Genomic DNA, 11,755 nt, shown 5'->3' with positions numbered 1-11,755 from the left:
AAAACTAATGTGGCGTTCTCCTGCCAGATTCGGCCGCACTCCCATGGCAAAGGGCGTGCCCGGAACGAAAGACCGTGAGTGAACGATGATTTCGGCGCCCGTCCCGATACAGGATGAGAAAAAGGCGACGCGCCGCGAATGGCTCGGCCTGATCGCGATCGCCCTGCCCTGCATGATCTACTCGATGGACCTCACGGTGCTGAATCTCGCCGTACCGACGTTGACGCGCGAATTGAAGCCGAGCGCGAGCCAGCTGCTCTGGATCATCGACATCTACGGCTTCATGGTCGCTGGCTTCCTGATGACGATGGGCACGCTGGGGGACCGTATCGGCCGGCGCCGGTTGCTGATGGTCGGCGCGGCGTTCTTCGGCCTGGCCTCGACCGTCGCGGCCTTCTCGAACAGCTCGGAGATGCTGATCGCCATGCGCGCCGTGCTCGGCATTGCCGGGGCGACGCTGGCTCCGTCGACGCTGTCGCTGATCACGGTGATGTTCACCGACGAGAAGGAACGCACCTTCGCGATCTCGATGTGGATCGCCAGCTTCTCGGCCGGCGCCATCATCGGCCCGGTCGTCGGCGGCTTCCTGATCGAGTATTTCTGGTGGGGCTCGGTCTTCCTGATCGCGGTGCCGCCGATGCTCCTGCTGCTCGCGATCGGCCCGATCCTGCTGCCGGAGTACCGTGCGCCGAATGCAGGCCGCATCGACATCCTCAGCGCGCTGCTCTCGCTCGCCGCGGTGCTCGGGCTGATCTGGGGCGTCAAGCACTGGGCCGCGGAGGGCTTCGACTGGCTGGCAGCCGCCGCGATCCTCGTCGGGTTCGGCTTCATCCTGATCTTCCTGCGGCGGCAGACGCGATTGGCGGACCCGATGGTCGATCTCGCCATGTTCCGCATTCCCGCCTTCCGCGCGGCGCTGGCCATCAACCTCGCCAGCATCCTGTTCATGTTCGGCAGCTTCATCTTCCTGGCGCAGTATTTCCAGCTTGTCGCCGGGCTGACGCCGCTACAGGCCGGGCTCTGGTCGCTGCCCTCGGCCATCGCCTTCACGCTCGCCTCCTTCGTGACACCCGCCCTCGTCGGCCGCCTCACACCCGCGGCGCTGATGGCGGGCGGCATGGCGGTATCGGCGCTCGGCTTCGTCTGGCTCGCCTTCGCGCCGAGCCTCGTGCAGATCGTCGCCGCTTCCGTGGTCTTCTCCGTCGGCTTCACGCCGGTGATCACGCTCACCACCGGCATCGTCGTCGGCTCTGCGCCGCCCGAGCGCACAGGCGCGGCCTCTGCGATGTCGGAAACATCAGCGGAGCTCGGCGGCGCGCTCGGCATCGCCGTGCTCGGCAGCCTCGGCGCCGCACTCTATCGCAACAGGATGGTGGATCTCGCCGTGCCCGGCATCAGTGCCGAGGCGCTCGCCCCGGCTCGTTCGACCTTGGGCGGCGCGCTGGGCTTGGCGGCGGACCTCGCGCCCGATCAGGCCGGGCCGATGCTGGCGCAGGCGAGCGAGGCCTTCATGCTCGGCTTCCGCGCGGCCGCGATCCTGTCGATCATCGGCATGCTGCTCTGCATCGTCATTACAGTGACGACGCTGCGCGACGCCCGTACCGGCGACGCGCACTGAGGGGTGCCGATTTTCAGGCGGACCACAGCGTCATCCCGGGCTTGACCCGGGATCCATGCCAGAGCGCTTGCGAAAAAGGTTCAGGCATGGATCCCGGGTCTCCCTCCGGTCGCCCGGGATGACCCGCGTTTCAATGGAAACGCAACACGCTTCACAAACTCGACGCGGCAGCGGAATCTCAAGCCAGCGCCGCCATCGCCGCGATCGGCTGGACGGCGAGCCCGTCCAGTACCTTGGCGAGCCCAGCCGGATCGACCTCGCCGCCGCGCATGGTCTCGTCGCGATGAATGCCCCCGGCGATGAACAGGCTGTCGAAGCCCATCAGCCGCGCCCCGGCGAGATCGGTGCGAACCGCGTCGCCGATCACCAGCACCTTGCCGGTCTCGACCGATCTGCCGCCGCGCGCATCGGCCGCCGCCGACAGTGCAAGGTCATAGGCCGGGCGATACGGCTTGCCGGCCCAGGCGACAGTGCCGCCCAGCGCCTCGTAGATCGTCGCGAGGGACCCGGCGCAAGGCAGCAGATCCTCGCCGACATGCACGACGAGATCGGGATTGCCGCAGATGAAGGGCAGACCGCGCCGGGCGAAGCGCTCCAGCAGCGGCCGGTACTGCTCCGGCGTCTCGGTGCGGTAGTCGTTGAGCTCGGTCGCGACGACGATGTCGGCCCGCTCCTCGTCGACCAGCTCGACATCGAGCCCGGCGAAGACCGCCCGGTCGCTCTGCCAACCGATATGATAGGCGCGCTTGTGATGGCTCTCCGCGATGAGCGAGCGCGTGACGTCGCCGGAGGTGACGAGCCTGTCCCAGGCCTCGCGCGGCACGCGCTTGGTGTCGAGCAGCCCGGCGACCTGCTGCGACGGCCCCGGCGCGTTCGAGAGCAGAATCACTGTGCCGCCACGCTCGCGGAAGGCCATCAGCGCGTCGCAGGCCGGCTCCAGCGCCCAGAGCCCGTCATGGACGACGCCCCAGACGTCGCTGATCAGCACATCGTAGCGGGCAAGGAGGTCGCCCGCGCGCTTCAGGACTTGAACGGCCATCAGGCTTGTGCCTCGGCAGCGATGCGCGCCTCGACTTCGGCGCGGCGCGGCAGCGGCGCGACGGCGCCATAGCCTTGCGTCGAGAGGGCCGCGGCGACATTGGCATAGGCGCCGGCAGCGAAGGCATCGCCCGTGCGCAGATACTCGGCCAGGAAGGCGCCGTCATAGCAGTCGCCGGCGCCGGTCGCGTCGATGGCATCGACCTTGATCGGCCGGAAGCGCTCGCGCCGAACCGGCGTCGCGACCAGCGAGCCCTCGTGACCGAGCGTCAGCGCCACGACGCGCGCGCCAAGCCTGAGATAGAAATCGGCGATGGCATCGGGATCGTTGAGCCCGGTGAGCTGCGTCGCATCGTCCAGCCCGGGCAGCACGATATCGGCCATCGCACAGGCGGCATGGATGATCGCCCGCGCCCGCGTGAGCGGCCAGAGCTTGAGCCGCAGATTGGTGTCGTAGGCGGTCAGCACGCCGGCCTTGCGCGCAGTCTCGAAGGCATCGAACACGGCGTCGCAGGCAACGGCCGAGATCGCCTGGCTGATGCCGGAGGCCTGGACGATGCGGGCCGAGCGGATGAGATCGCGCGGCAGGTCGCGCGGGCCGTAGAGACTCGCGGCCGAGCCGGCACGCAGATAGGAGAAGACATGGCCGGACGGGCCGTGATCGACGAAATAAAGGCCGGTCGGCGCGGTCGGATGCGTCGGGACATGGGCATCGTCGACGCCCTCGCGCTTCCATAGCGCGCGGATCGAATGGCCGGCGCTGTCATCGCCGAGCGCGCCGAGATAGCCCACCGACATGCCCTGCCGCGCGGCCGCGACGGCACAGTTGGACGTATCGCCGCCATGCCCGAACAGGAAGGCGCCGGTCTCGGCCCGGGTCGCGTTGAACTCGCCGAGCGGCTCGCCCAGGCACAGAAGATCGATATGGCTGTCTGTCACGGTTTAAAACCATTCAGGTGGCGCCGACGCGCCGGGAGGCCCCGCCTTCCTAGAGCATCGAGCCGGCAGGGGGAAAGCGGTTTTCGACGCTGCCGGGAGCCGGCGGGAGGCCGCCTGCGCCGCTACTCTGCCGCCTCGCGTTTCGGCGACAGGCTCATCAGCCGGTCCGCCAGCCGGACGATCTCCTGGCGCAGGGCCGCATTGGCCGGTCCGCCCGCGGCGGCGGCCTTCCGCAGATTCGACATATCGTCGAGGAGCTGGTTCCGGTCGTCCCTGGCCTGGCCGAGCGCGCCTTCGAGCGTCTGGAGCTCGGCGCGCAGAAGCTCGACCTGGCCTTCGCGTTCGCGCTGGCTGTTCTGCAAGGTAGTGATCTCTTCCTCGTTTCGGCGGCGGGTATCGGCCAGCTCGGCCTGTGCGGCGGCAAGCGCCCGCTGGAGGGCATCGGCCTTGTCCTGCAAGGTCGCACGCTCGGCAACCGCCTGCTGCAAACGCGTGCCGAGTTGCTGCGCCTCGACGGCAGCCGCACTCGCCCGCGCATCGGCCGCAGCCAACCCGGCTTCGGCCTGTTCGGCCCGCGCGGAGAAAGCGCCGGCCCGGACCTGCTCGCCATCTCGCTCGCCCGTCATCGCCTTCAACGAGGCCTCGCTGCGGGCCAGCAATTCCTCCACCGCAGCCAGCCGGCCGGCAAGCTCGTCGCGCTTGCCTTGCAGCACCATGATCTGGGTCCGGTCCTCGACCTGCTCCACGCGCAGCTTCTGGTGCCCGTCGCGGCTCGCCGCCAGTTCGCTTTCGCGCTCGGCAAGCAGCTTCTCGATCCGCCCGACCGTCTCACGCTCCCGCGCGAGATCGCCATTGCGCTCGCTCAGGTCGGCGCCGGTCCCGGTCAGGGCCTGCCGCGCCTCAGCCAGGCTCTGCTCCAGGCTGGCAAGATCGGCCAGACGCTTGTCCAGCGTGACGGAGGTCTCGGCATGGCCGGCCTGCTCCCGTTCAAGGGCCGTCCGGGTCTCGTCGAGCGTCCCTTGGGTCGTCTTAAGCGTTATCGTGAGTTCTTCGATGCGGACATCGCGCTCGCCGCGCTCGCGCTCGAGCCGGCCGATCGTCATGTCGCGACGCCCGAGTTCCTGCAGGGCTTCGGCCTTCGCCGCAAAGCCGCGCTCGGCATCCTGTTCGACGGAGCGCATGCGCAGCGCAAGCTCGGCCCGCAGATGATCGCGGTCGGCGGCGATTTCAGCGAGGGATAGTGGAAAAGCGGCTTCGGCACGCTTGCGCGCCAGCCGGTCGGCCCGTCGCGCGAGCGCCGGCACCGCAGCCAATGCGAGAAGGGCCGCACAGAGGAAGCCGAGTGCGAACAGCATGGCGGCTTCGATCAAGGCTCAAAGCTCCCGACAGCGCATCGATACGACGTCGAATCTGCCATGCCCGCGCAGCCATGGCCAGCGCTTGTCGCCGGTCTCCGCCACGCGGACTAGAACGGATTCCACGTCGCCTGCGGCGTGAACTTGAGATAACCGAGATTGACGCCGAGCCGCCAGCCGACGCCGGTGCGGATCGGCACCACGGTGATCCCTTCGGCCGTCAGGGCCGTGAAGCCGAAGCCGCCGATGAAATAGGCCGAGCCGTCGACGCCGGCGAAGCGCTGATAGAGCGCGTCCACCGCCGGCAGGTTGTAGACGAGCATCATCGTGCGCGCGCCTTCGCCGCCGAAATCAAAACCGATCGAGGGTCCCTGCCAGAACAGCCGGCGATCCCCGGCATTGCGCGTGTAGAGCTGGCCTTCACCGAAGCGCAGACCGCCGACGAAGGCACCCGATGCCTCCTGGCCGAGCACGTAGCCGTTGGGTTCGCCCCAGCGCCGCACCGCCTCTTCGATCGTCAGCGCGAGGCCACGCGACACGTTGCCGAAGAACTTGTGGCCGGAGGTGACCAGTTCGTTCTGCGAGAAGTTGCGCTGCTCGTTGTAATTCTGCGCGAAAGCCGGCGTGGACAGGCCGGTCAGGCCCGTGCCTGCGACGGCGAGACCGCCCTTGATGAGACTGCGGCGGGTCTGGTTCATAAGCAAGATCTCCGGACAGGGGGTCGAGCCAGGCAGGACCCCAGGGCGGTTTGATCGCCCGGCTGCTCGGCGCCGGTTCCGGTTGCGATGCAACCCGTTCCGGACAGATGCGATGCAGGCCGGAAGGCGGGCCGATCCTGGGCTATCCGCCGCTCGCACAGCCGTCGAAACACGACGTCCGGCGAAAACGAATCAATTCGGTAACCAATTTGATACGCCGCAAATCTATCCAAGGCGTGAAGATTCCGGAGAGCCGAACGGCCCGGGGTTGGAAGTTCGCAAGGATTTGACGTGATGAAGGCCGCAACAAGGCAACGCTGGACCTCGCTTGCCGCAGGCATGGCTTGCCTGTCGTTCGTCACTCCTGCCGCGATCGCACACACGACCTCGGCCGAACCTGCCTCGACTGCATCGTCGATATCACCCGGCCTACCAGTCGGCTTGCCGGGGCTGCCGTCCCTGGGGGAGGCGATGCAGCGCGATCTGCGCACCGGCCTCGCCATCAACGGCTTCGATCCTGTGTCCTACCAGCTCGGCGGCAAGCCTGCAGCCGGCCGGCCGGAGCATGAGCTGATCCATGACGGCATCGTCTGGCGCTTCGCCTCGCAGGCCAATCTCGAGGCTTTCCGGGATGCCCCGGAAGTCTATGCGCCCGCTTTCGCCGGCTTCGATCCGACGGGAGTGGCCAACGGCGTCGCCGTCGAAAGCGACCCCAGCCAGTTCGCGATCATCGGCTCGCGGCTTTTCCTGTTCCGCTCGGCCGAGAACCGCCAGCGCTTCCTGCAGGACGCCGGGCTCCTGGCCAAGGCCGAAGACAGCTGGAAATCGGTGTTGCGCTTCGTCGCTCGCTGAGGCGGCTCAGCAGCCGCTATCGCCGGCGATGGCGCGCCGCGCGAGCGCCTCGCTCGATGCAGCCACGAAGGGCGGATTGCGGAACTGCCGCTGGATGACGCCGTAATGCGGCAAGGCGCCGTCGAGCGTCAGCACGATTCCGCCGGCCGCCGAAAGAATGGCGTCGCCCGCCGCGATATCCCATTCCATGGTCTGGCCACAGCGCACATGCAGGTCCGCCTCGCCCGAGGCGATCATGCCGAACTTCACGGCGGATGACACCGGAATGCCCTTGTTGCAGCACATCGCCGACGCGATGCCGTCGCTGCGCCCGTCGCCGTGGAAGCGGCTGACCAGCGCCACCGGCCCATCGCTGGGAAGGGCGCGCACCTCGGTGCGGCGCGCTTCGCCGAGCGCCGTGCCGTCGCCGGCAAAATCCTGCACATAGGCGTGCTCGCCCGCGAACCAAAGCCGTCCGATAGCCGGAGCGGCGATCGCACCCGCGATCGGCCGGCCGTCGCACACGACCGCGATCGCGACGCAGTAGCTGTCGCCGCCCGCGAGGAATTCGCGCGTGCCGTCCAGCGGATCGAGCAGTATGAAGACCTCGCCGGGCGCGACGCTGTCGGCGGTCTCCTCGCTGATGATGGGAAAACCGGGCATCAGCCGGGCCAGCGCATCCTTGGCCGCATGGTCAGCCGCCAGGTCCGCCGAGCAGACCGGCGAGCCGTCAGCCTTGAGCCTCACGTCACGCGCCGCCCGCTTCGCCAGCAGGACGGCGGCACTGACCCGTGCGGCTTCCGCGAGTTTGCGTCCCAGCCCGTCGCAATCGCGCAGGCGGGGATCGTCACGGCCGATCATGGCGGCCCATCCTTCGAACATTTGCCCGGTATATGGGGGTTAACCACATGAAAACCAAGATGACAGCATATCTGGCAGCAACGGCGCCTTACTCCCGGCGCATCGCTGAAGCCAGGATTTTCCCTCCATGACCGCCATCTCGCTCGACTCGCTCGACCTGGCCGCTCTTCTGTGCAGCCGCGTCTGCCATGACGTGATCAGCCCGGTCGGCGCGATTGTCAACGCTCTGGAGGTCCTGGAGGAAGACGACCCCTCGATGCGCGACTTTGCGCTCGAACTCATCAAGAAGAGTGCGCGCAACGCTTCGGCACGCCTGCAATTCGCCCGCCTGGCCTTCGGCGCCGCCGGATCGGCCGGCGCGATGATCGATCTCGGCGATGCCGGCAACGTCGCCAATGGCTTCCTCAACGACGAGAAGCTCTCGCTCGATTGGGATGCCCCGCGCGCCCTGCTGCCGAAGAACCAGGTCAAGCTCGTGCTGAATCTGCTGGTCATCGCGGCGCAGGCCGTGCCGCGCGGCGGCAAGCTCGTCTCGCGCGCCACCGTCGAGGGCGAGCAGGGCAGCTTCGAGATCACCGCCACCGGCTCGCATGCCCGGATTCCCGCCCATGTCGAGGAGTTGCTGGCCGGCGAAGCTCCGGGAGGCGCGATCGACGCCCATGCCGTCCAGCCGGTCTACACCGGCATGGTCGCGCGCGCCGCCGGCATGGCGATCTCCGTCGCGATCGAAGGCGAGACGGTGACCATCAAGGCGGCCAAGGCGGCCTGAGCATCCGCATCAGTCGAAGGGCGATCTCAACTGATCATAAACCCTTCTGCTGCTTTAGTTCCTGCAGAGTTTCGCGTTGAGTGATGTTCCTGCATGGACGAGTTGCTGCAAGAGTTCCTGACGGAGACCGGCGAGAATCTCGACACGGTCGATCGGGAGCTCGTACGCTTCGAGCAGGACCCGAACGATCGGGACATCCTGCGCAACATCTTCAGGCTCGTTCACACGGTCAAGGGAACCTGCGGGTTCATCGGGCTGCCGCGCCTCGAGGCGCTGACCCATGCCGCCGAGTCGGTGATCGGACAGTTTCGCGACGGGGCGACGGTGAAGCCGACTGCCGTCACCGCGATCCTCGAAACCATCGACCGCATCAAGGATATCCTCGCCGAGCTCGCCGAAAAGGGCCAGGAGCCGGAGGGTAACGACGAGACGCTGATCGGCGAGCTGCAGGCGCTGGCCGACCACGCCAGGGGCGAGCTCGATCAGGCCCGTCCGGCCGGGGAGCCACTCGATCCGGTCGCCGCCTATCTCGCCCGCCATGGCCAGGTCGTGGCCAAGCCCTCGACCGACGATCTCGTCTTCCGCAGCGCTCCGGGCCCCCAGCGCGGCCGCGACGGCCGCATCGAGGGCAACGAGCAGACCATTCAACCCGACGATGGCGCCGAGCGCATGCGGGCCGGCAGCCCGGCGACGCTGCGCGTCAATGTCGACACGATCGAGCATCTGATGACCATGGTCTCGGAGCTCGTCCTGACACGCAACCAGCTTCTCGAGGTCTCGCGCCAGCAGGAGGACGCCAAGCTCAAGGCGCCGCTCCAGCGCCTGTCGCTGATCACCGCCGAGCTGCAGGACGGCGTGATGAAGACGCGCATGCAGCCGATCGGCAACGCCTGGTCGAAGCTGCCGCGCATCGTGCGCGACCTCAGCGCCGAGCTCGGCAAGCGCATCGACCTCGTGACCGAAGGCGCGGAAACCGAACTCGACCGCCAGATCCTCGACCTGATCAAGGATCCGCTCGTCCACATGGTCCGCAATTGCGCCGACCATGCGATCGAACTCCCGGCCGAACGCCGTAATGCCGGCAAGCCCGAGCAGGGCACGATCCGGCTCTCCGCCTATCACGAGGGCGGCTCGGTCACGATCTCGATCGCCGATGACGGGCGCGGGCTCGATGTCGGGCGTATCCGCAACAAGGCCGTGGCCCGGGGGCTCGTCACGGAAGCCGAGATCGAGAAGCTCGGCGATGCCCAGATCAGCCGTTTCATCTTCCAGCCCGGCTTCTCGACGGCCGACAATGTGACGGCGGTCTCGGGCCGCGGCGTCGGCATGGATGTGGTCAAGGCCAATGTCGATTCGATCGGCGGGACGATCGACGTCGCCAGCCGTTCCGGCCTCGGCACCACCATCACCATCAAGATCCCGCTGACGCTCGCCATCATCTCGGCTCTGATCGTGATTGCGGGCAGAGACCGCTATGCGATCCCGCAGATCGCCGTGCGCGAGCTCGTGCGGGTCAAGGCGGGCGACGATAACCGCATCGAGGAGATCAACGGCGCCCCGGTCCTGCGGCTGCGCGGGCGCCTGCTGCCGATCATTTCGCTTCCCGAGCTGATGGGCGCGCCCAAGACCACCGAAGGCGAAGGCTTCATCGTCATCACCCAGATCGGCGAGCGGCAGTTCGGAATCCTCGTCGACAGCGTGTTCCACACCGAGGAAATCGTGGTGAAGCCGATGTCGAGCAAGCTTCGGCACATCCCTCTCTTCTCCGGCAACACCATCCTTGGCGATGGCGCGGTCGTGCTGATCGTCGATCCCAACGGGGTCRCCAGCCTCGTCGGCGCCGTCCTGTCGGACGAGGCCGAAGCCGAGCCGCGCGCCACCGCCCCCCGCGTGCAGGGTGGCGAGAAGAAGACGATGCTCGTCTTCCGCACCGGCGCCGGCAGCCTGCAGGCTCTGCCCCTCTCGCTCGTGACCCGGCTGGAAGAGGTCGACGCTGCTCAATTCCAGCGCGGCGGCGGCCGGACGCTGCTGCACTACCGCGAGCGTCTCATCCCGGTCACGCCGCTGGCAGAAACCCAGTTGCGCAGCCAGGGCATCCAGCCGCTCGTCATCGTATCGCACGGCGATCTCACGATCGCCCTTGCCGTCGAGGCCATCATCGACATCGTCGAGGATAGTTTCGACCTCGAAATGGCGGCGGCCGACCAGCGCGGCGTGATCGGCTCGGCGATGATCCGGGGCCGTGCCACCGATATCGTCGATCTCGCCCATTATCTGCCGCTGAGCGAGCCCGGCTGGTTCGCCGCGAAGCGCGGTTCCGCCGCATCGGGCCAGGTTCTGCTGGTCGAACCGTCGGACTTCCTGCGTGAGATGCTGAGCCCGATCATGAGGGCTTCCGGCCACGCGATCACCCTGGCGGCCGATTTCAATCTCGATACTTCCGCCACAGACGAGCCGTTCAGCATCGCGCTGCTCGATCTCGACCGGCAGATGGAAACGGCCTTCGCCTTCGCCGCGACGTTGCGCGCCCAGCCCGGGAGCGAGCGTCTGCGTATCCTCGGCCTCACGACCTGCGCGACGCCGGACCTGCACATGCGCGCCGTACAAGCCGGCTTCGACGATGTCATCGCGAAGTTCGATCGCCGGGCCCTGCTGAGCGAGCTGAATGCCGGGGGCACGGATATGAGGCAGGCGGCATGACCCCCTCCGACCCCACCAAGGCCCAGCACGTCGGCTTCAGCGAATCGCTGGACTACGTGACGATCCGGATCGGCGAGCAATTGCTCGGGCTGCCGATCGGGCGCGTGCAGGACGTCTTCATCACCGACCGCATCACGGTCGTTCCGCGCGCGCCGGGCGAGATCGTCGGCCTGCTCAATCTGCGGGGGCGCATCGTCACGGCGATCTGCCTGCGCAAGCGCCTCGGCCGGCCTGTCCCGGATGCCGAGGGGCAAGGCGAGTTGACCGCGATCGGCATCGACCACGGCGGCGAGGCCTATGCATTGATCGTCGACGCCGTCGGCGAGGTGATCCGTTTGGACCGCTCCACCTTCGAGCCGCTCCCGGTTCATCTCGATCGCGTCTGGACCGCGTTGGCCATGGGCGTTCACCGGCTCGCCGACGAACTCCTCGTCATACTCGATCTCGACGCCGTCCTCGATCTTGACCTTGCCACCGCGGCCTGAGGCGCGGCCACACAGTTTTGGAGAGCACCATGAAATATTGCCTCGTCGTCGATGACTCAGCGGTGATCCGGAAAGTCGCGCGCCGGATTCTGGAAGGTCTGCAATTCCGTATCGCCGAAGCCGAAGACGGCGCGCGCGCGATCGACGCCTGCAAGGGCGAGATGCCCGATGCCGTGCTGCTCGACTGGAACATGCCGATCATGGACGGCTACGAATTCCTGCGCACGCTGCGCCAGATGCCGGGCGGCAAGCGGCCGAAAGTCGTCTTCTGCACCACGGAAAACGACATCGCCCACATCGCGCGCGCCATGCATGCGGGCGCCGACGAGTACATCATGAAACCGTTCGACAAGGAGATCGTGGCGTCGAAGTTCCATCAGGTCGGCCTGCTCTGAACAGGCCGGCTCCGGAACGGAGTCCGATCCCTCCGCTGACGCGGTCGCCCCTATAAGCAAAGTCCT

At 67.4% G+C, this 11,755-nt stretch carries 11 protein-coding genes; 6 read left to right on the top strand and 5 right to left on the bottom strand.

Going from position 1 to position 11,755, the window contains the following annotated elements; translation table 11 throughout:
* Nucleotides 1-85: 85 nt before the first annotated feature.
* Nucleotides 86-1,618, top strand: coding sequence for an MFS transporter (locus AC1DVA_RS18785; protein WP_476806876.1), 1,533 nt, complete (start codon nucleotides 86-88; stop codon nucleotides 1,616-1,618).
* Between the two features lie 178 nt (nucleotides 1,619-1,796).
* On the opposite strand, the gene AC1DVA_RS18780 is transcribed toward AC1DVA_RS18785, so the two are convergent.
* The 4 genes from AC1DVA_RS18780 to AC1DVA_RS18765 all read right to left on the bottom strand — a co-directional run bounded on the left by AC1DVA_RS18780 (nucleotide 1,797) and on the right by AC1DVA_RS18765 (nucleotide 5,648).
* Nucleotides 1,797-2,657 (bottom strand): TIGR01459 family HAD-type hydrolase, encoded by an 861-nt coding sequence (locus AC1DVA_RS18780; protein ID WP_265054450.1) that lies wholly within the window; start codon nucleotides 2,655-2,657, stop codon nucleotides 1,797-1,799.
* The gene (locus AC1DVA_RS18775) at nucleotides 2,657-3,595 is read right to left on the bottom strand and encodes a sugar kinase (protein WP_265054451.1); all 939 of its coding nucleotides are present in this window, start codon (nucleotides 3,593-3,595) and stop codon (nucleotides 2,657-2,659) included. The genes AC1DVA_RS18780 and AC1DVA_RS18775 overlap by 1 nt, the downstream gene beginning before the upstream one ends.
* A 122-nt stretch (nucleotides 3,596-3,717) precedes the next feature.
* Entirely contained in the window at nucleotides 3,718-4,965 is a 1,248-nt protein-coding gene (locus AC1DVA_RS18770) for a coiled-coil domain-containing protein (RefSeq protein WP_265054452.1), read from the bottom strand.
* Nucleotides 4,966-5,060: 95 nt separating this feature from the next.
* The gene (locus AC1DVA_RS18765; RefSeq protein ID WP_265054453.1) at nucleotides 5,061-5,648 is read right to left on the bottom strand and encodes a DUF1134 domain-containing protein; all 588 of its coding nucleotides are present in this window, start codon (nucleotides 5,646-5,648) and stop codon (nucleotides 5,061-5,063) included.
* Nucleotides 5,649-5,942: 294 nt separating this feature from the next.
* Here AC1DVA_RS18765 and AC1DVA_RS18760 point away from each other — a divergent pair, with 294 nt between their 5' ends.
* Nucleotides 5,943-6,500 (top strand): YHS domain-containing (seleno)protein, encoded by a 558-nt coding sequence (locus AC1DVA_RS18760; protein ID WP_265054454.1) that lies wholly within the window; start codon nucleotides 5,943-5,945, stop codon nucleotides 6,498-6,500.
* Nucleotides 6,501-6,506: 6 nt separating this feature from the next.
* Here the strand turns inward: AC1DVA_RS18760 and AC1DVA_RS18755 are convergent, their stop codons facing one another.
* The gene (locus tag AC1DVA_RS18755; protein ID WP_476806875.1) at nucleotides 6,507-7,340 is read right to left on the bottom strand and encodes a 3'(2'),5'-bisphosphate nucleotidase CysQ family protein; all 834 of its coding nucleotides are present in this window, start codon (nucleotides 7,338-7,340) and stop codon (nucleotides 6,507-6,509) included.
* A 127-nt stretch (nucleotides 7,341-7,467) separates the two neighbouring features.
* Between AC1DVA_RS18755 and chpT the strand changes: the two genes are divergently transcribed.
* From chpT to AC1DVA_RS18735, 4 genes are all read left to right on the top strand, one after another.
* Nucleotides 7,468-8,109, top strand: coding sequence for a histidine phosphotransferase ChpT (gene chpT / locus AC1DVA_RS18750; RefSeq protein WP_265054456.1), 642 nt, complete (start codon nucleotides 7,468-7,470; stop codon nucleotides 8,107-8,109).
* A 93-nt stretch (nucleotides 8,110-8,202) separates the two neighbouring features.
* On the top strand, nucleotides 8,203-10,809 hold the full coding sequence (locus AC1DVA_RS18745) for a chemotaxis protein CheW (RefSeq protein ID WP_476806874.1): 2,607 nt from the start codon (nucleotides 8,203-8,205) through the stop codon (nucleotides 10,807-10,809).
* Nucleotides 10,806-11,294: a chemotaxis protein CheW gene (locus tag AC1DVA_RS18740; protein WP_265054458.1), complete on the top strand. Its 489-nt coding sequence runs from the start codon at nucleotides 10,806-10,808 to the stop codon at nucleotides 11,292-11,294. The genes AC1DVA_RS18745 and AC1DVA_RS18740 overlap by 4 nt, the downstream gene beginning before the upstream one ends.
* Before the next feature lie 29 nt (nucleotides 11,295-11,323).
* A complete protein-coding gene (locus AC1DVA_RS18735) occupies nucleotides 11,324-11,689 on the top strand; it encodes a response regulator (RefSeq protein WP_038359309.1) in 366 nt (121 codons plus the stop codon).
* Nucleotides 11,690-11,755: the final 66 nt, after the last annotated feature.

The sequence above is a fragment of the Allobosea sp. P4_C6 genome (assembly GCF_056402015.1).
The sequence above is the reverse complement of the archived record's forward strand: the minus strand, read 5'-3'. Positions and strand labels throughout refer to the sequence as shown.

Bases quoted from the DNA above. Each gene is read 5' to 3' on its own strand.
- AC1DVA_RS18755 (WP_476806875.1), bottom strand. From the start codon at position 7,340: ATGATCGGCCGTGACGATCCCCGCCTGCGCGATTGCGACGGGCTGGGA.
- AC1DVA_RS18760 (WP_265054454.1), top strand. From the start codon at position 5,943: ATGAAGGCCGCAACAAGGCAACGCTGGACCTCGCTTGCCGCAGGCATG.
- AC1DVA_RS18765 (WP_265054453.1), bottom strand. From the start codon at position 5,648: ATGAACCAGACCCGCCGCAGTCTCATCAAGGGCGGTCTCGCCGTCGCA.
- AC1DVA_RS18785 (WP_476806876.1), top strand. From the start codon at position 86: ATGATTTCGGCGCCCGTCCCGATACAGGATGAGAAAAAGGCGACGCGC.
- AC1DVA_RS18740 (WP_265054458.1), top strand. From the start codon at position 10,806: ATGACCCCCTCCGACCCCACCAAGGCCCAGCACGTCGGCTTCAGCGAA.
- chpT (WP_265054456.1), top strand. From the start codon at position 7,468: ATGACCGCCATCTCGCTCGACTCGCTCGACCTGGCCGCTCTTCTGTGC.
- AC1DVA_RS18735 (WP_038359309.1), top strand. From the start codon at position 11,324: ATGAAATATTGCCTCGTCGTCGATGACTCAGCGGTGATCCGGAAAGTC.
- AC1DVA_RS18780 (WP_265054450.1), bottom strand. From the start codon at position 2,657: ATGGCCGTTCAAGTCCTGAAGCGCGCGGGCGACCTCCTTGCCCGCTAC.